This window comes from Bradyrhizobium sp. BR14999 (assembly GCF_056106085.1).
In genome coordinates this window covers 7,985,637-8,005,909 of sequence record NZ_CM148536.1, presented here as the reverse complement: position 1 = coordinate 8,005,909, position 20,273 = coordinate 7,985,637, and the positions used below count along the sequence as shown (strand labels likewise).

General features: G+C 58.0%; 16 protein-coding genes. 11 read left to right on the top strand and 5 right to left on the bottom strand.

The window, feature by feature from the left end:
* Positions 1 to 173: 173 nt before the first annotated feature.
* On the top strand, positions 174 to 800 hold the full coding sequence (locus ACR9YP_RS37300; protein WP_438111224.1) for a transglutaminase-like cysteine peptidase: 627 nt from the start codon (positions 174 to 176) through the stop codon (positions 798 to 800).
* Between the two features lie 11 nt (positions 801 to 811).
* Here the strand turns inward: ACR9YP_RS37300 and ACR9YP_RS37295 are convergent, their stop codons facing one another.
* The 3 genes from ACR9YP_RS37295 to ACR9YP_RS37285 form a co-directional block, all read right to left on the bottom strand.
* The gene (locus tag ACR9YP_RS37295; protein ID WP_474218399.1) at positions 812 to 1,990 is read right to left on the bottom strand and encodes a hypothetical protein; all 1,179 of its coding nucleotides are present in this window, start codon (positions 1,988 to 1,990) and stop codon (positions 812 to 814) included.
* Positions 1,991 to 2,230: 240 nt separating this feature from the next.
* Positions 2,231 to 2,506, bottom strand: coding sequence for a hypothetical protein (locus ACR9YP_RS37290; RefSeq protein WP_474218398.1), 276 nt, complete (start codon positions 2,504 to 2,506; stop codon positions 2,231 to 2,233).
* Between the two features lie 75 nt (positions 2,507 to 2,581).
* Complete coding sequence (locus ACR9YP_RS37285) at positions 2,582 to 2,944, bottom strand: hypothetical protein (RefSeq protein ID WP_474218397.1); 363 nt, start codon at positions 2,942 to 2,944, stop codon at positions 2,582 to 2,584.
* Between the two features lie 487 nt (positions 2,945 to 3,431).
* On the opposite strand from ACR9YP_RS37285, the gene ACR9YP_RS37280 reads away from it, so the two are divergent.
* From ACR9YP_RS37280 to ACR9YP_RS37235, 10 genes are all read left to right on the top strand, one after another.
* Positions 3,432 to 4,634 carry a polysaccharide biosynthesis/export family protein gene (locus ACR9YP_RS37280; protein WP_474218396.1) on the top strand — a complete coding sequence of 401 codons (1,203 nt, stop codon included), beginning with the start codon at positions 3,432 to 3,434 and terminating at the stop codon, positions 4,632 to 4,634.
* Between the two features lie 285 nt (positions 4,635 to 4,919).
* Positions 4,920 to 5,384 carry a hypothetical protein gene (locus ACR9YP_RS37275; RefSeq protein WP_474218395.1) on the top strand — a complete coding sequence of 155 codons (465 nt, stop codon included), beginning with the start codon at positions 4,920 to 4,922 and terminating at the stop codon, positions 5,382 to 5,384.
* A 31-nt stretch (positions 5,385 to 5,415) separates the two neighbouring features.
* Positions 5,416 to 6,918 carry an O-antigen ligase family protein gene (locus ACR9YP_RS37270; RefSeq protein WP_474218394.1) on the top strand — a complete coding sequence of 501 codons (1,503 nt, stop codon included), beginning with the start codon at positions 5,416 to 5,418 and terminating at the stop codon, positions 6,916 to 6,918.
* A 139-nt stretch (positions 6,919 to 7,057) separates the two neighbouring features.
* Positions 7,058 to 7,672 (top strand): hypothetical protein, encoded by a 615-nt coding sequence (locus tag ACR9YP_RS37265; RefSeq protein ID WP_474218393.1) that lies wholly within the window; start codon positions 7,058 to 7,060, stop codon positions 7,670 to 7,672.
* 265 nt (positions 7,673 to 7,937) lie between these two features.
* Positions 7,938 to 10,190, top strand: coding sequence for a polysaccharide biosynthesis tyrosine autokinase (locus ACR9YP_RS37260; protein WP_474218392.1), 2,253 nt, complete (start codon positions 7,938 to 7,940; stop codon positions 10,188 to 10,190).
* 31 nt (positions 10,191 to 10,221) lie between these two features.
* Complete coding sequence (locus tag ACR9YP_RS37255) at positions 10,222 to 10,950, top strand: hypothetical protein (protein ID WP_474218391.1); 729 nt, start codon at positions 10,222 to 10,224, stop codon at positions 10,948 to 10,950.
* A 391-nt stretch (positions 10,951 to 11,341) separates the two neighbouring features.
* On the top strand, positions 11,342 to 12,574 hold the full coding sequence (locus ACR9YP_RS37250; RefSeq protein ID WP_474218390.1) for a glycosyltransferase family 4 protein: 1,233 nt from the start codon (positions 11,342 to 11,344) through the stop codon (positions 12,572 to 12,574).
* Between the two features lie 48 nt (positions 12,575 to 12,622).
* On the top strand, positions 12,623 to 13,885 hold the full coding sequence (locus ACR9YP_RS37245; RefSeq protein ID WP_474218389.1) for a lipopolysaccharide biosynthesis protein: 1,263 nt from the start codon (positions 12,623 to 12,625) through the stop codon (positions 13,883 to 13,885).
* Positions 13,885 to 15,186 carry a hypothetical protein gene (locus ACR9YP_RS37240; RefSeq protein WP_474218388.1) on the top strand — a complete coding sequence of 434 codons (1,302 nt, stop codon included), beginning with the start codon at positions 13,885 to 13,887 and terminating at the stop codon, positions 15,184 to 15,186. The genes ACR9YP_RS37245 and ACR9YP_RS37240 overlap by 1 nt, the downstream gene beginning before the upstream one ends.
* 102 nt (positions 15,187 to 15,288) lie before the next feature.
* Positions 15,289 to 17,427: a right-handed parallel beta-helix repeat-containing protein gene (locus ACR9YP_RS37235; RefSeq protein ID WP_474218387.1), complete on the top strand. Its 2,139-nt coding sequence runs from the start codon at positions 15,289 to 15,291 to the stop codon at positions 17,425 to 17,427.
* 40 nt (positions 17,428 to 17,467) lie between these two features.
* On the opposite strand, the gene ACR9YP_RS37230 is transcribed toward ACR9YP_RS37235, so the two are convergent.
* Together ACR9YP_RS37230 and ACR9YP_RS37225 are read right to left on the bottom strand one after the other, a co-directional pair.
* Positions 17,468 to 18,583: a glycosyltransferase family 4 protein gene (locus ACR9YP_RS37230; RefSeq protein ID WP_474218386.1), complete on the bottom strand. Its 1,116-nt coding sequence runs from the start codon at positions 18,581 to 18,583 to the stop codon at positions 17,468 to 17,470.
* Positions 18,584 to 18,668: 85 nt separating this feature from the next.
* Positions 18,669 to 20,033, bottom strand: coding sequence for an undecaprenyl-phosphate glucose phosphotransferase (locus ACR9YP_RS37225; protein ID WP_474218385.1), 1,365 nt, complete (start codon positions 20,031 to 20,033; stop codon positions 18,669 to 18,671).
* Between the last annotated feature and the right edge of the window lie 240 nt (positions 20,034 to 20,273).

Genomic DNA, 20,273 nt, shown 5'->3' with positions numbered 1-20,273 from the left:
CAGCGTCACGAGCGGATCATCGTGACCGCTCTTAGCAGAACCAGTCACACATCGATATTCTTAATTGTTTGCAACCAACGCGCCCGCATTTTGATTAAAGGATCGCGTGGCCTTTGAGCCGTATTTCAAGAGGTCTCGCGTAGCGTCCTTTCCTACAAGAAGGGGAGCGCGACATGCGCAAAGTTGTAAAGTTCCTGGCGGCCGTGGCCGCAATCGTCGTTGCTGCGGGGGTGCAGCAGAGAGCGGAAGCCGCCTTCGTCGGCGCGCCCTTGGGGCTGCGCGGTGCCATCCAGTACATCAAGTTCGACCAGCCGACGCTGGCGCCGATGGCATTCACGCTCTTTTGCCTGAAGTACAAGGACGAGTGCAGGCCGCGGCCGCAGCAGGTCGTGTTCAGGGGCGGCCGTCTGAAGCTCACGCCGGAGCGGCTGGCGCAGATGCAAGAGATCAACCAACGGATCAACAGCGCGATCCGTCCCGAGGCCAACCTGGAGGGGCTGCGCGGCGAGAAATGGCTGCTACATCCGGCGAGCGGCGACTGCAACGACTACGCTGTGACAAAACGCCACGATTTGATCGCCAAGGGCTTTCCGGCGCGCTCGGTGCTGCTCAGCGAGGTCGTGACCACATGGGGCGAGCATCATCTCGTGGTCGTGGTGCGCACCTTCTCCGGCGATCTCGTGCTGGACAATCTCTCCGGTCACATCCTGCCGTGGTCGAAGAAGCCCTATCGCTGGGTCCGCATCCAATCACCCAAGAACCCGAACTACTGGGCGTCACTCGGCGATCGCGCCGTCTGATGACCGGCGCTCTATCGTGATGAGGATTGGCTGACGCTCTGCGACAGCCCCAGTCCCACGATCACCGAAAGACACAGGATTGCTGCCGGGCGCAGCAGTCCCGGACCGGCGAAGCTCTGGACGAGTGCAAAGAGAACGCAGGCCGCGGTCGCCGCTGGGAAGAACGAGTCGCGTCCGCGCTGGAGCGCGCCGAAGAACAGGCGCACCAGAGCGATCAGGCTTACAGCCATCATGGCCGTCAAGCCGATCCATCCCGTGTCCGCAAAGACGGCGATGGCCGCCGAGGGCGCGGCCAAAGTCGTGCCAGCCTCGCTCTGATAGATCTTCGCGACGGCCGAAAAGCTTCCTGCCCCCGCGCCGAACCAGCGTGTGTCGGCCAACATCCGCTCGAGGGCGGCCTTCGTCTCGCCTCCCGCATCCGGGACGAGCCGCATGAGGACCGGCCCAGAACTCTTCTCGAAGAGGAAGGTCAGGACGATAGTCGCGCCGATCAGAGCTGCTGCCGACAATGCGCCCGCGGCCAATGGCGAGAGGTCGAGCCTCCGGATGACGAGGATCAGCAGGATCAGCACAACGCCAAAGGCCGCTGCGATCGCGCTGTTCGTCCCGGAAAACCCAAAGATCGCGGCTGCGCAGACCAGGGTCCCGACAAGGCCGCAAAGGCCGATCGCGATCGAGCGAAGGACCGAGTGATGCGTTTCGGCCCGTTCAGCAGCGAGCTGCATGACCGCTAAATTGAGCATGAGCCCGAAGCCGGCCAAAGTCGTGGTGAAGTCAGCGGGCGCGGCTGCCGCAACGGCCGGCGACAGTCGATGCAAGTCCAAGGTCAAGGCGGAGACCGCGGTCACTCCGCTGAGCACGAAGAGAACCAGCTCGGCACGGCCGCGGTTGCGGACCACCAGGATGGTGACGCCGAGCAACGAAATCGCCGCGAGTGCCAGCAGCAGCGCGTTCACCGTCAAGCCGGTATCGGCCGTGATCGGCCCGAGCGACAGGCCGCCGAGGACGTCGTGAGCGCTGGCCCAGATCGGATGCGCCCAGCTCAGCGGAAGAGGCGCGAGTTGGGCGGCGATGCACAGCGGAATGGCGAGCAGGATCCACCGGCCCCAGGCGGCCGCGCGCACATAGTGGTCGTAGTCGGCCTTCCGCGCGGCCGAAGCGGCCGCCAGCAAGCTCAGCGCTGCGGCCATCGTCCCGAGCTGCGCACCGACCCTGGCGCCGGCAATTTCGAGAGCAGAAGCTGAGACGATTGAAACGATGAGGGCAAAATAAGCGAAGGACAAACGGCGCGCTCGAAGGGAATCCTGAAACGGTCAGGTCAGCATACAAGCGGGCGATGGGTTTTCAAACAGAGCTCTGTCAGGACAACAGCTCGGTCTTCACCTTTCGCGCGCGCGCGAAAGGTTCATTGCCGCGTCAATCCGGCGTCGTCAGCGGACAGTTTTGACCGGGCGGGTGAATACGCGGGTGGTACGCGCGGCAGCAAGGCCAAAGCGCGCTCCTGACCCAAAGAGGTAGCCGCCCTGGAGGGCGATGGCGGCCAACACCACGTCTTTCAGACTCTCAACCACGGTGAGATCGACCATCAAGCCGACCGGAATCGCGGCGAGCACGATGACGAAGGTCAACGGCAGGAGCACCAGGACGCGAAAGCGTTGGCCCAGCACGGCACCTACGAGAAAGCTGAAAATCAAAAACGCGGTCATCCGAAACACTCTCCGTGCTCCGGACCCTAGGTTCCCCCGCTAAAAAGACCCTTAAGTTGTAAGGCTAAATTTGGCCTATTGGCTGCAATTTGCCAGCAGCGAATGATAGGCCTCCCGCAGTCCATTTAGGGCCACCGCACCTTTGATCTCGCTGTCGCTTTCCTTGACGACAACGGACAGTGAGGGGGTCGTCTGCCACTTTCCGGCGGCAAAGGCGGAGACCTCGTCGGGCAAGAGCACTGCGGCCCCCGCGGCCGCCATGCTGGCATCAAAGGTCAAGGTGCCGCCGCCGGCCGCGGCGATCGTGACCTTGGGATGGCTCCGCGGCGGGAAAGGCCGGATCAAGGCTACCAGCACGTCGATCTTGCCCTTCGGCGCGCAACGCACGATCAGGCCGGCGAAGTCCGGGTCGGACTGGCTGGTGTCCGCCGTCTTCATGATGGCGGCGAAGCTCTCGCCGTCCTTCGTCCCTTGGGTCCGGCTGAATTTCCAGACGGAGGAGGAGGCGGAGGTGGCGACCTCAGCAACAGCCGGGCCGTGGCAGGTGGATCGGGCGCTGTCAGCGCAAGGTATTGTACCGTCCAATGGGCGATCAGCGGCGCCAAGGAGGGAACCTGCCAGCAGCGGGATCAGAAGGAGGCCAGACACGGGGATTCCTACTCTTAATAGCCCAGCCTTAGCCGAGGGCGGCGAGGCCAAGAAGCCTCACGCTCGACACACCTAGCCCTTGACTTGGGCGGTTTGCTCGCCGACCGGGCACGCGAAATACAACAAATAGTCACAAAGGGTTAAACTAAGCCCCAAACAGTGGCTCGCACGCAACAGTAGCCGACTGATCGCACCGTTAACCACTAGGGAACCCTTGTCGCACCGCCCGCGCCGCCGTACCAATCGACGGTAATTGGGGTCTCTTGGGGCGCGATTCATGCATTCCTTTGCCAAAACTTATGTATTCAAGCCGGCATTTCTGGCGGTCGCTCTAGCGCTCGGAGCGTGTTCAACCAATCCCGGTTCGGGCCCGCTGACGGATGACGTCAACAATAAGATCCAGACCGAAAATGCGCCGGCCTATGAGCTGGTGCCGATCAATCCGGCTACGGTGAAGATTCTGCACACCCATGAGCCCAAGGGGCTCGCGGGGGCCTTCACGGACAAGCGGCCGCCGGCCAGCATCGTGTTCGGCATCGGCGACGTCGTCAGCGTTACCATCTTCGAAGCTGCCGCCGGTGGTCTGTTCATCCCGGCGGAAGCCGGCGTCCGTCCGGGTAACTTCGTGACGATCCCGGATCAATCGGTCGACAATGACGGCTTCATCACCGTGCCCTATGCCGGTCAGGTCAAGGCGGCGGGCCTCACAGCGGTTCAGATTCAGCGAGCCATCGTTGAAAAGATATCCAACCGCGCCATCGAGCCGCAGGTTGTGGTTGCGATGTCCTCGCAGCGAACCCAGCTCATCAGCGTGCTCGGCGAAGTCAATACGCCGGCGCGTTATCCGGCGAGCGCGGCAGGTGCGAAGGATCGCGTGCTCGACGCGATCACCCGCGCCGGCGGTATCAAGGGTCAGGGCTTCGAGACCTGGGTCATGCTGGAGCGTGGCGGACGGCGGGCTACCGTGCCGTTCGAAAATCTCGTGATGACGCCCGAGAACAACATCTATGTTCGCCCCGACGACAGCATCTATGTCTATCGCGAGCAGCAGAAGTTCCTGGCGTTCGGCGCCAGCGGCCAGAGCGGCGAGTTCAATTTCGATGCCTGGCGCATCAACCTCGGCGAAGCCGTCGGCAAGGCCGGTGGTCTCTTGGATGGCCAGGCCGATCCGGCTGCCGTGTATCTCTACCGCCGCGAGCCGCGCGAGGTTGCCGCCCAGCTCGGCATCGACGTGAGCAAGTACACGTCAGAAACGATCCCGGTCATCTTCGCGGTCAATTTCCGCGATCCGGGTGGCTTCTTCCTCGCCACCAAGGTCATGATGAAGAACCAGGACATCATCTACGTCTCGAACTCGCGCAACGTCGAAGTTGCCAAGTTCCTGAACTACCTGCGCGTGATCATGGCGACCGGCAGCGATGCCGTGAACCTCTCCAACGATGTCCTGATCTTCCGCAACAACATCAAGACGGCGCCGTAAGACGCCGACTTGATCGACCAAAACCGATGGCACCGGGGCTTTGTCCCGGTGCCATTTTCGTTTAGCAATTGAAGCGGTTCTGCTGCGGCTACGAGTTCGGGATTCGGATCCAGGCGCCACTGAGCACGTCGCGCCGATAGGTCACCCCGCAGTGTTGCAAGGGGCTACATGCGCTTTCGAGCATTCTGGCGTCTTCTGGCTCTCGTCCCTGCTGCCGTCGGACTTGCACCGTTCGGGCAGGCCCTTGCTGCTGCAGGGGAGCTCGGCGTTCGCCATCGCATCGACGTGATCGTCTCCGCCGAACCTGATGCGCCGATCTTGTCGCGTCTGCGCGGAGCCAAGGGCGAGCTCTCGTTCACCGTCCGGCTGTCGGCGAACTCCAAAGAGAGCCGGTTCTTCGGAATGTTGCGCCCGTCTTTCCCGGAGATCGTCGTCCCCGATGGCTCGGGCAAGCCGCTGGTCCAACAGATCAAGCTCTGGGAGGAGGAGGTCTGCCATCAGCGCCGGGGCCTGCCGAAGGTCACCGTGACCCGGCTTGAGGGTCGGTTCGGCGAGGGGGAGGGGCGGATCGAGATTTCCGCCATCAACCGGCACATCGGCCTTCTGGTCCCGCCGGATGAGTTAACCCCCGGAATAAAACTCGAGCCGGGGCGTGATAGTCTTGGGCTATTCTACGCCTTCCGGGCGCAGACCCGGAACAGCCGCCTCAACGTTGATCTGAAGATCTATCCGATTGATTGCTTCCTCTAGAAGCTAAAGCAAAGCTCGCTCCAGAACGACGATGCGCCTTTGGCCTCCCAACATAAGCTGGTCCAGGATTCGCTGGTCGTGGAGCCTGCCCGCGACCTTCATCCTGTTCTTCGTGGTCGCCGGCGCGCCGTTTCCGTTCGGCTCGACCAACGATCTGTCGATCGCGTTCTGGTGCCTGTGCTTGGGAATCGCGGTGATGTTCGCACCGACGCGCGAGCTGCGAAGGCCGCATCTAGGGCTGCTCGCCGGCATCGCCGTGATCGTCGCCGCTTACGCGTTCGTGCTGCATGAGCAGCTGTCCGATCATCCCTTCCTCGCGCCATTCCAGCCGATCTGGAAGCAGGCGTCGGATCTGCTCGGCGTGCCGATCGCCCCGTCCGCTTCGATCGTGAAGAACGAGGCGTTCTTTGCGCTCGGCGCGCCGCTCGCCAATATTCTCGCCATCGTCCTCGGCATCACGGTCGGCGCGAACCGCGAGCGCGCGCGCCGCCTCTTGTGGGTGATCGCGATCTCGGGCGCGGCCTACGCGCTCTACGGCGTGCTCTCGTTCCTGATCGAGCCGACCATGATCCTGTGGCGGGACAAGACGGCCTATCTCGGCAGCGTCACCGGCACCTTCATCAACCGCAACACGGCGGCGGCCTATTTCGGCTCCTGCGCGGTGATCTTTATGCTGCTGATCCTGGAAGATGTCCGCCGCCGCTTGCCGGAGCGGCATATCGAATGGCGACGCCTGTCGCTCGACCTGCGCACGATCCCGCCAAAGGAAATCCTGCCGCAGCTCACATGCCTCCTGATCTGCCTGATGGCGATGTTCATGACGGGATCGCGCGCCGGCGTCGGCCTGTCGCTGCTGGCGATGATCGTCGCGTTCACGCTCTTCCTGCGAAAGGACCTGCCGCGACGCACCGGCATCTGGATCTCGCTCGGCTCCGGCCTTGCCGTCGCGCTGGGCCTGTTGCAGCTCCTGGGCGGCCGCGTCTCGAGCCGGTTCGACAGCCAGGGCCTGGTCGACGAAGGGCGCGTCGAGGCCTGGAAATCCACGCTTAAGATCATCGCCGACAATCCCTGGTTCGGCACCGGCATGGGCACCTTCCAATGGGCCTTCCCGCCCTATCGCAGCCCCAACATTTCGATTCGCGGCATCTGGGATGCCGCGCATTCGACGCCGCTGGAGCTTGCCTCCGAGGTGGGCATTCCGATGGCGCTCTTGGTGGCGGCTGCCTGGGCGATCATGCTGCTCGTTCTGGCCAGGGGCGTGTTCGGGCGACGGCGCGATGCCATCATCCCGCTGGCGGCGGCGGCCACCGCGACGCTGTCGCTGCTGCATTCGTGCCTCGACTTCACGCTCCAGGTGCCCGGCTACAGCATTCCATTCTTTGCGCTTTTCGGCGCCGGCCTGGCGCAATCCTTCCGAACCAAAGAGGGCCGCGCCGCAAGCGATGCCGTCGCTACCGGCGGGCGAGGCGAGCGCCACGCCTCAACCGCCGACACAACCTCGCGGCGAATGCCCGAGCTTCACAAAAGTGTCTAGATTTGAAGCAGTTGCGCTGTTTACGAAGTCTTTAGAATAAGTGGACAGTCCAATTCTCTTCGGATAGGTTCCGCAACTGCAAGCCATTGCCCGGGCCGAGGAAGCAAATCGGGGCAGCTGATTTTTTGGAGGTCTATTTATGAGCGTTATCAGGATTGCGCTTCGCATGGCTGCCGCCGCGGCCCTCGCCGCGACGATCACCTCAGCCGCAAGCGCCGCCGTTTATCCGCCGCAGCGCCAGCTGCCGGCCCAAATCATTTCCGAGTTCAAGTCCTCGCCCAATAGCCTGTTGCAGCAATATCCGACCGGCGGCCCGCAGCTGATCTCGCGCGTGCGCGATCTCGGCGCCTCCGATCCGACCACGCTCCCGGGCCTGATCGCGCTTCTGAAGGATCCCGCGACCACCAAGGACCAGATGCGCGCGATCGTCGGCGGCCTCGCCCAGGTCGCCCGCATGGCGGCGCAGAGCGATGCGGCTTTCGCCAATGAGATCCAGACCGCGATCGCCGGCATCGGCAACCCCGACGTGATCGCCGCCTACCAGGCCGCGACCGGCGACGTCGCGATCGCCGCGACCGGCGGCGGCGCGGGCGGCGGTGGCTCCGGCGCGGGCGGCCCGGTCGGAGGTGGCTTCGCCAACGGCGGACAGGGCGGCAGCCTCGGCACCTTCGGCGGCCTGCACTACGCGACGACGGTGACGCCGAACGCGAGCAATGGCGTGACCGGCACGACCAACGCCGTCAGCCCGCGCTGATCGGAAACCGGCCAGCGGCCGGTCCATGAACATCACGGCATGCGGCGCCAGCGGGCGCCGCTTTGCTTTTGCGCCGTTAAGCTTCGTGCAAAATGTCGTGCAAGCGGCGCTGTGCGCAGCATCGAGCACGTTCAATTGCAGGCAGGATTATGTTAGGGGTTCGCGTAGCGCGGGCTTTGGCATCAGGTTTGCTCCGGACGCATCCAGGCTTTTGACGAACATTAATCCCAAGAAGTCACATCGATCCATTTTCAGGAATTGCTAGATGTTGCAGGTGAACAAGCCGACCTCGGAGATCAACCGTGATTTCCCCGAGGCCGACGGCTCCCCGTCGCAGACGCTGACCTCCTATCTCGACATTATCAAGCGCCAGTTCCCGACCGTGGTCGCGATCGTCTCGGCCTGCGTGATCCTGGCGCTGCTCTATCTCTTCACCGCCGCGCCGCAGTTCACCTCCACCGCCTCGATGGTGATCGACACCCGCAAGGTGCAGCTGTTCCAGCAGCAATCCGTGCTCGGCGACATCGCGGTCGATTCCGCGACCGTGGAAACCCAGGTCGAGATATTGAAATCCGAGAACATCAGCCTCGCCGTCATCCGTGACCAACATTTGATTGACGATCCCGAATTCACCGGCGCTGGTGGCGGTGTAGTGGGCGCAGTGGTCGATTTTATTGGGAGTTTGTTCTCTGACGGACATGCATCGTCTGAATTCGAGCTGACCCGCAGGGCGCTGGAGCGCTTCGAGAAGAACCGCACCATCAAACGCCTTGGCCTCACCTATGTGATGGAGATCGGCTTTACCTCGAAGGACCCGCAAAAAGCAGCGAAGATCGCCAACGCGATTGCAGATGCCTATATAGTCGACACGCTCGAGGCGAAGTACCAGGCCACGCGTCGCGCCAGTGTCTGGCTGCAGGACCGTATCAAGGAGTTGCGCACGCAAGCCTCCGCCGCGCAGAAGGCGGTGGTGGATTTCAAGACCGCCAACAACATCGTCGACACAGGCGGGCGGCTGATGAACGAGCAGCAGCTCGCCGAGGTCAATAGCCAGCTTGTCATGGCCCATGCAGCCACCGCCGAAGCCAAGGCGCGGATGGACCGCATCAACGACATCCTCAAGCAGGAGATTCCGGACGCCAGCGTCGCCGACGCGCTGAAGAACGACACCATCGTCAAGCTGCGCGGCCAATATGTCGACATGGCCTCCAAGGAATCGATCTGGTCGATGAAATACGGCTCGGATCACTTGGCGGCGGTCAACCTCCGCCGGCAGATGGCGGAGATTAAGAAGAACATCATCGACGAGCTGAAGCGCATCCAGGAATCCTACAAGAGCGACTACGACATCGCCGTGACCCGCGAGGAGGCGATCAAGTCGAGCCTGAACAATGTCGTCTCGGAATCACAGCTTACCAACCAGGCGCAGGTTCAGCTCCGCGAGCTCGAGAGCAACGCGCAGTCCTATCAGGCGATGTATGACAATTTTCTCCAGCGATATATGGAGAGCGTGCAGCAGCAATCGTTCCCGATTACCGAGGCGCGGGTGATCAGCGCGGCGACGACGCCGCTGAAGAAAAGCTATCCCAAGACGCTGATCATCCTGGCCGGAGGGTTGTTCGGCGGCCTGATGCTGGGCTTCGGCGCGGCCATGGCGCGCGAATTCACCGACAAGGTATTCCGCACCACCTCTCAGGTGGAGGAGCAACTCGGGGCCAACTGCATCGCCATCCTGCCGGCGCTTGGCGGCGTTACACCCGCTGGCATTGTCGACAGATTAGGGAAATCGAAGAGCGACCCGCAGCCGAACCTGTTGCGCTATGTAGTGGACAACCCGCTCTCCCGCTTTGCCGAAGCCGTGCGCTCTTTGAAGGTAGCGGTCGATCTTAACTCCATCGTGCGCGAGAACCGCGTGCTGGCGGTGACCTCGACGCTGCCGAACGAGGGCAAGAGTACGCTCTCGACCAATCTCGCGCAGCTCATCGCGCATTCGGGCGCCAAGGTGATCTTGGTCGATGCCGACCTGCGCAATCCGTCGCTGTCTCGCGCACTTAGGCCGGACGCAAAGATCGGGTTGGTGGATCTGGTCGCGCAGAAGGTACAGCTCGATGATGCCGTCAGCCTTGACCCGCAGACTGGGCTTGCGGTGCTGCCGGCCGGCACCACGTCAAAGCTGCTGCACACGAACGAGATCCTGGCTTCCAAGGCGATGCACGCCGTGATCAGTCTCCTGCGCAGCAAATATGATTACGTCGTGCTGGACATGCCGCCGATGGCACCAGTGGTGGACGTGCGCGTCACCTCGTCATTTGTCGACTCTTACGTTTTCGTCGTTGAATGGGGAAAGACGAAGACGGATGTCGTGCAGCACAACCTGCGCAACGCGCCGGAGATTCAGGACAAGCTGCTCGGCGTCGTGCTGAACAAGGCTGATACCAAGCTGCTGGCTCGCTACGAGTCCTATCACGGACGGTATTATTACCAGAAATACTACGCTCGTTACGGGTATGTTGAGTAGCCCTCGTTACGAGAGGCGCGCATGGCCGCGCTTGGTACTACTGCTGCTCGGCTTTTCCGGCGTAATTTGGACCAGCCTCTCGCTGCCAGTTTTCTGGCGGGCGGCGTCCGTGAAGGACGTAAGTACGCATATCTTCATCGGAGATCGTTTCAAACCAGGCGCGCTTAACGACCTGCTTGCGTCTATTCAAATCCGCGACGAACGTACACTCCTACGCAGCGATTTAGCTCGGGCAGAAGCGCTCATACGGCTACGGATCGCAGAAGGAGCTATGGAGCAAAAGAACCTACAAGACTTAGACCACAATGCCACCGTCGCGGATCGCAAGCTGAAATCTGCCCTCGTTCTAAATCCTGCCGATTCCTTATTGTGGCTGATGCTCTACTCGGTGGAAATCTCGCACAATGGCTTCCATGATGGGTTGATTGGCTTTCTTAATCAGTCCTACGAAAGCGGCCCGCTGGAAGGGTGGATCGCACTCCGGCGCAACAGGTTGGCGCTGGCGGCCTTTCCTAGCCTGAACGAAAAGATGCAGGAAAAAGTAATCTCCGAGTTTGCGAATATGGTCGACAGCGACTTTACAGAAGCTGCCGCGCTCACCCTTATGGGGATCGGTTGGCCGCACAGAGATCGTCTACTGGCGGGCCTCAGAGACGTCGATATGGTACCCAAGCAAGCGTTGTCGAAGCTTCTCGCCAGGGATGGCACGTTGCTGTCGATTCCCGGAATAGAGGCCGACGTACGGCCCTGGTTCAGGTAGCGAGAAATACCGATGAGGAGTTTTATGGTTGTCTTGGGTTTGCTAGCCGCAGCGAGCTGCGAACCAGCTGTGGCTCAGACGTCGCCAAAGATCAATATGCAGAGCGGACCAGAGCGATCTGGCGCGACCTCAATAAAGGATCCACTCGGCCGCCCGTGCCTGGATGTGGAGGCGGCGGCAAGAGCTCAAATCGTCAATCCGCAAATGATGGAGCACGTGGTGAGCATAAAAAACAACTGCGCGCGGCTGATAAAGGTGAAAGTGTGCTATTTCAATTCCGATCACTGCAATGACGTTGACCTACAACCATACAAGCGCGTGGACACCGTGTTGGGCTCAATGAAGGGGATTCGATTTTTCAGATATTTGATCTCTCAGCGATGATCTCATCATGTCTGAGGCGAGTTTTGGAAGAGATTCGATGAAAGTCTTAGTGGTCAATTCGTTCTTCAAGCCTGATGTAGGGGGAGGAGCGGAAATTACGATCAACTCGATATATACATCATTAGCTGCGGCGGGCACGCAAGTCGTTGTTCTTGCAACAACCGGCTCACGAGAAAAAAATATCGAGGTAATCGATGGAATTAAGGTCATCCGGATCCCAATCGCTAATATCTATTGGCACCTTCGCAGACAAAAAGCTCCAAAGCCTATGCGGCTTCTTTGGCATCTGCTGGACACTTACAATCCATGGATGGGTAGACGCCTCCAAGAGGCGATTGGCGCGGAAAAGCCGGACATTGTTGTATTTCACAATCTCTCCGGATGGTCCATATCAGCCTGTGTCGCAGCCAAGCGCGCCGGCCTACCTACCATTGCAGTCCTTCACGACTCCTATTTGCTCTGTCGTTCCGCACTCATGTTCAAGAATGGCCATGCATGCAACCGGCAATGTACGGCTTGTCGTCTGGTTCGCCTGCCCCACCGGATCGTCACGAACAGGATCGACGGCGTTATTGGCGTTAGCAACTATATTCTAGAGCGTTTTCGTTCGGAGGGATATTTCAATGCAGCTGCAGCGCGCACCATTCACAACGCCCGTGCAATTGTCGATCAGCCGCGCTCGCGAAAAGAGGTTTCTCCGGCTGAACTCACATTCGGCTATATTGGCACTATCATGCCCGCGAAGGGTTTGTCGTGGCTGCTAGCTCAATTCTCTAAGAAGAAGATAGGCAATCGGCTCTTAATCGCAGGCTACGGAGATGCAGAGTATATCTCGCATCTAAAGCAACTGAGCCTAGGATTGAATATCGAGTTCTTAGGATACTCTGATTCCAAATCCTTTTACGCTCAAATCGATGTTTGCATAATTCCGTCAATTTGGCCTGACACTTTCCCTGGCGTTGCCTTCGAGGCGTGTGCTCATCACCTGCCTGTCATTGCGTCAAACCGCGGCGGATTGCCTGAAATAATCCGAGATGGCGTCAATGGGTTGCTTTGCGATCCTGATGAGCCTGATTCTCTCGGTGAGGCGGTGGAACGGCTGCGCAACGATAAAGATCTGTATCGAAATCTCCAAGCTAACGCACGTCAGGCAGTTAAGGAAATGATCGACCCTCATAGAATGGTCGATTCGCATTCCAAGTTCATTCGATTGATCGCGGCAAAGAAAACTAGAGCATAAGCAATATTTGCGATCGCTTGGAAGAATGGACAACCTGCAAGGCAAGAGATGGGATGGATAGCTCTAACAAACGCGGGATTGAGGGCCGCTTCGATTGTCTTTAGGTTCGCGCTAATCCTCTTTATTACCCGTGAATTGGGCCTCGAAAGCATCGGCGTTTATAGCGTAGTACAATCTTTGATTGCTCCATCGCCGGCAGTGCTCGGACTTGGAATCAACTTTTTCTTGGGACGCGATTTGGTTCACGCGTCCTTGAATGAAGTCAGTCTTGAGATTCGCGACCGCATGGCACTGTCAGCGTTGCTGTGCTGCGGCGTTTCGATTGTCCTATTACCAGTCATTTCTTGGATCGATCTCGGTTTTGGTGGTCTTGCGCCGGAAATTCTTGGCCTCTGTTTTCTCGAGGTTATCGGAAAAGATATTCAAATTGGCCTCAATGCAGTCCGGAAATCAGTCCTCGCGAACACTATCTATTTTTTCCGGTCCTCGGCATGGATACCCCTCGTTATTTGCGGGCATCTGGCATATGGCTGGCTCGTTTCACTGAAAGCGCTCTTCGATATTTGGATCGGCTTTACTCTGCTGAGTTACTTGGCGGTGCTTGCTCTCCTGGTTAGTTGGAGTAATCGAAACTTCTTTCGGACTAACGTCAGAGTTGGTGGCTACCTCGCTTTAGCTCGGAAGGGGTGGTATATCTATCTCAACGAGCTTGTTCATGCGATTGCCTCTAATGTCGATCGCTATATCATCGCCTACTTTTTGGGCCTACGGGAGGTCGGAATTTATGGCTTCTTCTGGGCTTTCGCAAATGCGGTATTCACGCTTGTCGAAGCAGGAGTAGTTCAAACGGAATGGCCCGAGCTAGTTCGAATGCGGCACCCTGACCGCAGTCACTTGGAATGGGTCGCTCAGGTGAAGAAGTATCTTCGTCAAGTTGCAGTTTTCGCCCTCTGTCTCTGCTTTCTAGCAGCAATTGCTGCCTATTTCTCAGCGCTGCTAGTTAAAGGAGACGAGGTGGTTCCTTATCTTTGGCTATCGGGGGCCATGGCATGCTATCAATGGCTGGCAATTCTTTCTGGGGCTATGAACGCAACACTAGCTAGCGCTCACGATGACAAATTCATTGCCGCGGGCAATTTAACGTTCTTCGCGATCTATATCGCGCTTCTACCAGTGGCCGCCCTCTCTGGTGGATTGCCAGGAGTCGTAATTTTCATCTCGACACTAACTGCCCTTTTTCTGACGATCAGATCAAGGCGCGTTCTTGCCTGGTTAGATGGAACGACTCAGCCTTGGTGGAAGAAGGCATAATGAAAGTTGCTGCACAAAAATCTCGTGCAAATGAGGCAGGCATAGTTCTCGGCCTGGCGCTATTTTTTTACCTTTATACTTGGGGGATCAAATTTGATTTTGCGCTGGGTACCACACCTGTTTGGTTCTATGTATCGATCCCTCTCTTCCTCGTTTGTGTGGGGCGTTTGGGCTCGCTGACAAACCTCCTTTTTGTTACTTTGGCCTCCTTCCTCGCGCTACTTTTCCACTTGTACATTGCCGCCGAATTCGCGGGCATTTCGTCCGGAGGCGGGGGAGTTGATGCGCGGCACATAGCAGTAGCGATCTTCGTGTCTCTGGCCCTGGGTTCTATAGCGAAGAGCGCTTCGTCTATTGGATCCTTCGAAAGAGGAATTTTGTTCTCGGTAAAGATATTTTTGCCTCTCCAGGCTGCCGTGATGATGGCCCAACTTGTTCTTGGCTATTCGTCTGGAAATTCCGAATATCAACATTATTTCCTGCCGATTGAGCGACAAGCCGGACTGCTCCGTGAGCCCTCTCACCTCGGCATCATGTTGTCGATTCCAATTTCTCTGTTCTTGCAGTTCACTCGTCGGTGGCTCGCGGAAATGGGAATAATTCAATCAGTCTCTCTTCTCTTGATCGTGGTGCTTTGCCCTTCTGCTTCTTTGTTTGTGAGCGTTTTGCTGAATTGCGCTATCCTAATGGCTCGCAGCAATCGAGGACGACTTATTCTCTTCGCCTGCTTGTTTATAGCGCCCTCGCTTCTATCGATTGCATACGTCTTACGAGATCAGAATCCGATCTTTCAGCGAATTGTTGATCTCTTAGATATTCTGTCGGGCTCAATTGATGAACACAAGAACGTTTCTTCAATCGTTTATGCGAAGAGCGTCTACATTCTCCAACGAGTTATGGAGAACTACCCTTTTGGCTTTGGGTTGGACAACTACGTCTTCGCGAATTGGATGTACGGTTTTCAACTTACGAAAGCTTTTGGTCATTTGAATGAGAGAGATGGATCAAGTACGGTTCTGAAGTTTTTGACTGAATTCGGTTGGCCTGGTTTCATTTTGCTTCTGGTTGTGCTTGCGAAGCACGCAAAGGATGCCTTCGGAAGAGGACCACGCAAAATGCTAGGCGTAATCTTTCTGAATCTAATGATAGGAAACGTAATTCGCGGTGCTGGATATTTTGATGCCGGTTTTCTGTTGCCTTTTGCCGGGATGTTGATCGGAGGCAGTCCTTCGGCCGGCAGGATAACCCTCGGACGGCCTGACAAGGCAGCTAGAGCTGAAGGCCGACTTAGGAACGTATGAGATGTTATCGATTTTGTGTTGCAGAAGTGCGCGTGAGCGGTGCTCGTCGGAAAGCACTCGTTCTCTTGAGTTGGGACTTAGAGGTCTATTTTGAGGAGGCTCTTGATCAAAGCAAGCACAGCGAGCATCATTCTCCTGGGAGTGAGTTCGGCTGTTTCGCAAAAACTGGCTATGGCACAACCCGCTACTGAGTTGTGTCCCAGAACTCTTTTCGTGTCACTGGCCGGATCCGATCTTTGGTCTGGGGCGATCGCTGAGCCTAACGAGAGCCGTGTCGATGGGCCTCTACGCTCACCCGAACTGGCGCTCGATCGAATGGCTTCATGCCTTGAGAAGTGGCGGGGCTCGGCCGACACGCGACGTATCGTCTTTCGCGGCGGGACATACTTCTTAGGGCAGCCGTTAGTCGTAGCACCGACGATTTCAGGGGAAGGCTTACCACCGCTGGTACTAGAGGGATATCAAGGAGAGAGGCCAGTTCTGAGTGGCGGTCGTGAGATCAGGAACTGGAAGGTGGGGACCGATGGCCGCTGGCGGACGAAGCTTACTGACGTTGCGACCGGAACGTGGAAATTTTCCCATTTGTTTGTCGACGAGCAGAGAAGAGGCCGTCCTCGTTATCCGACAACTGGATATCTTTCTGCTGTCGGTCCGGCGGATCCTACAGACGAGGTGCGCGAGGTTGGTCACAATCGATTTGTATTCGATCCGCGTACCTTTCCTAATGACTCCGTTCTCGGACGTGATGCGGAATTGTTCGTCTTTCATAGTTGGACCACCTCGAGGCTTCCAATCGCTGAGATCGATCGAACGAAAAGTGTCCTCACAACGAAGGGGCATACCTTTACCAGTAACGGCAATGGTAAGATCAGAACAGGTGCACGGTATTTTTTTGACAATGTTTCGGTATCAGCACTTAAGCCCGGACAATGGCACCTCGATTATTCGACTGGAGAGTTGACTTACGCACCGCTTTTTGGCGAGGCACCCGAATCGACGCGATTTGTTGCGCCGCGGCTCACGAGGCTACTGCAGATCGGCGATGGCTATGGTTCGAAGCTGTCTGTTAGACAGGTTGAGGTGCGCGGAATTGTTTTTGCCCACACCAATTGGGATATGCCTCCTCTAGGTCGCAGCTCTCCGCAGGCGGAAGTGGGTTTGCCCGCGGCTATCGAAATTGGCGCAGCAGACGGAGTTACGTTGGACCGTGTGGCCGTTGTGCATACCGGAGCTCACGCCGTGGCAATCGGGTCGTCTAGTCTGCGAGTTAGAATTCAAAACAGCGAAATGAGAGATTTGGGAGCTGGTGGATTGCAGATTGGTACCCCCAATGTGGGAGCTGCGATGCCCGCCCCCGAGAATGTTTCGCCGGCGCTCGATGGAGACAGGGTTGTTGTAAGCCACAATCTCATTTCCGAAGGCGGACGCTTAAGTCCGGGAGCGGTGGCGATATGGGTTGGTAGTGTGGACAATGTCACGATTGAAAACAATGAGGTGGCCGACTTTTACTATTCGGGTGTTTCCGTCGGCTGGACATGGGGATACGGTAAGAGCGGCGCACACCACAATCGGATTATCGGCAATCATATCCATAGTATCGGAAAAGGAGTGCTAAGCGATCTGGGGGCGATTTACACGCTTGGCCCAAGTCCGGGTACAGTGATTAGCGGAAACATCGTGCATGACGTTCAGGCGTTCGAATATGGCGGCTGGGGAATTTACGCTGATGAAGGTTCATCCTTTTTGAGGATCTACGACAACATCGTATATCGGACGCGTGATGGGGGATTTCATGTACATTACGGAAAGGCCAATACTTTTGAACATAATGTGCTGGCTCTCGGCATAAACTCCGAGGTGAGGTGCACGAGAAGTGAGATGCACAACTCTGTGTTGTTTGAGTACAACATCATTTTTCACCGTGGTTCGTCGCCTATTTTTTTGGAGAAGTGCAGCGAAGCAAGCTTCGCTTCTGATCACAACGTTTATTGGTTCGATGGAGGCAAGGGTACGTTTTACAAAACTGATACGACCTTTATGGATTGGAAGGGGCGCCGCCACGATGAAAACTCTATAGAGATCGACCCTGCATTTGTGAATGTGGACAAGGGCGACTTTCGATTTCGACTTGAGTCTCCGCTTCGGGGGAAGCCTTTCGGCCCCCAGAAACTTGCCGAGACTATGTCGATAGCTCCAGCTTTGACCTCGGACATCCCTATCGTGCCCGATACGTTCCGCTAGTGCAGAGAATGCGTCAGGTGCAGTGCAAGCCGCAGCGACACTATTGACATGCGATGGATTGCAATAAGCGCGCGCCTACGCGCTCTGGCGAATAGCGGGAACGAATAAAATCTCGATCGTCGTTCGAAAGTTTGGGGGACGTGCTCAACGCTTCGGCCATCGCTCGCGCCCAATCCGAAGGATCTGACTGAGGAGGAATCAGCCGAGCTAGGCCGCATGCGATCTCCGACAGGGCAGGAATATCGCTTAGGATAGTCGGGACACCATAACTCAATGCCTCGACAGCTGGCATGCCGAAGCCCTCATACAGTGAGGGAAGAACGAAGAGGCTAGCGCGACTGTAGAGCGCGCCCAGATCGGCATCGGAGATAAACCCGAAAAAGTGAATCCTTCGACGAATGCTCTCGTCGAGACTGTCTGATAAGAGGCGCGCTTCGTTGGACTCTTTCCCGACCAGGTATAGGTGAAGGTCCGGTAGCTCGTTGGCCAATACGGCGAACGCCTTGATAAGAGTTTTCACATTCTTATGGGGAAATTGATGGCAGACACTGAGCAGATACCGCTCAGACAGAATTCCCGAATTGGCCAGTGTCGATCCGCCCAGCGAGAAGCGGTCAATATCGATCGCATTATAAATTACGTGGCATCGTTCAGCAAATCGAGCTCCGAAGTGCTCAATAATCATTTGTTTTTCGTGCTCAGAGATCAGAAAGATGTAATCGGCCATTTTCAATGCACGTTCGTAGGTGCTTTGCAGCCAATGCCGTTTACTCCTGCTGAAGAACTCAGGAAAAATCTTGAACTGGCTGTCGTGAATGACCACTCCACGCCGCTGCCGTTTCGCCCGGAGCTGAGGAGGCAGGAAATAGTTCGGATATATCACAAAGTCATCTGACGCCGAAAATTCAAACAGAGCTTCTTCGATGAAGCGTCCTGCCTTCGGTCCGGGAAGTCCGACGTGTTTGCGAAGGCAGACGTTGTTCGAACGAGATCGTGCCCAATCCAGAAACGAGGGTGAGAGGCGATCAAGCTCGGCATAATGCAGGTTCAGCTTAGCCCCGTTTTCGTGGAGCCCTTTCACCAAATTGTAGATAGCTGATTCTACGCCGCCGATTTGACCATGTCGGATCGCGAACAGTGGAATACTGATGATCATTGCGGGGAATACTCGTCCTTACCTTGGCCGTTGTGAGCGCTGCTGAGCTCGATCGTCCGCCTTCGCGCTGCTCTTCCTGCCGACGCTAGTAGGCCGATTTTTGAAGCATGCTGAATGCAGTCCGAACCACGATCTTGATGTCCAACAACAAGCTCCAATTATTGATGTACCAAAGGTCATGTTCCACGCGCTTCTGCATCAGGTCGAGCGTGCGGGTTTCTCCGCGATAACCATTGACCTGGGCCCAGCCGGTGATGCCGGGCTTGACGTGGTGGCGGAAGGCGTAGTTGCCGATGATCTGCTCATATTCGGTGTTGTGGGCGGCCGCGTGCGGGCGGGGGCCGACCAGCGACATGTCGCCCTTGAGCACGTTGAGGAGCTGCGGCAGCTCGTCGATCGAGGTCTTGCGCAGCCATTTGCCGATTGGCGTGACGCGCGGGTCGTTCTTCTGCGCCTGCACGATCGTCGGGCCGTCCTCGAGCACGCGCATGGTGCGGAACTTGAAGATCCTGAACGCGCGCCCGCCAAAGCCGTGGCGGGTCTGGCGGAAGAACACCGGGCCCTTCGAGGTCAGCTTGATCACGATTCCCGTCACCAGCATCACCGGCGCGAACACGATCAGCGCAAGGCTCGCGCCGACGAGGTCCAGCGCGCGCTTGAGCGCGCGTTCGCGAAAGGAGAGCGGGGCGCGGCGCAGCTCGGCGGTGAAGGTGTTGCCGGTGCCTTCGAGCGGATAGCGCAGGAAGCGCGCCGTGTTGGCGTCCGGCACCAGATGCACCGGAACGGGGAGGATCTTCAGCACGTCCAGAATGCTGTCGATCGCATGCTGCCGGCTCCAGTTGATCAGCAGGAAGACGTGCTCGATCCGCTGCTCGCGCGCGTACGCGATCAGCTCCTCGAAGCGCGGCGCCAGCGAAGACAGCAGCAGCGGCGAATCGAGCTCCTTGGGCCGCACCTCCATCACCCGCATCAGGCGGTAGCCGTGCTGGCCGAGGTCGTCGACCGCGTTGGACGAGGTGGCGAGGCCGAACTCGGCGATCAGAAGCGCGCGGCCGTTGGCGAAGGCGCCGGTGCGCAAGGCGTGCGCGGTCCAGCGCGCCGCGGCGGTCTTCCAGGCGATGAGGACGGCGAGGCCGACCAGATAGAACGAGATCGTGGTGCCGCGGGAGAACTCGTCGCTGACCTTCATCGTGAAGGCGATCGCCAGCAGCGCGCCGAACAGGAAGGTCCACGTCGTCAGCGTCATCCGGAACGTGCGCGGCAGGTTGGTGATGGCCTTCAGCCGATAGCCCTGCTGCACGATGGTCAGCAGCACGAAATTGATGGCGACGAGCAGGCTCGCCGCCGCATAGACGTCGGCCTTGCCGAGCGTGCCGGCGGTTATGACGTGATACCCGACCGCGCAGCCGATCCCGCTGACCACGATCAGCGCCGCATCGATCACGGCCATCGAGCGCTCGACAACCACAGGTCGTAGCCAGCTCGGCGCAAACCCTGCAGATGTGGACGCGACCGGCGCGACCACGCCAATTTCCCCCGCCGAATCAGCGACGGGCACCGGTCGCGTGGAAAGAATAGTCATCCTGCCAAACCCATTGACGCAATATTCATTGCCCGAACGCGCCGTGCTATCGGTCAAAATCGCTGTTAGAACAAGGCGAAGGAAAAATTAACCTTACCCCACAAGCTG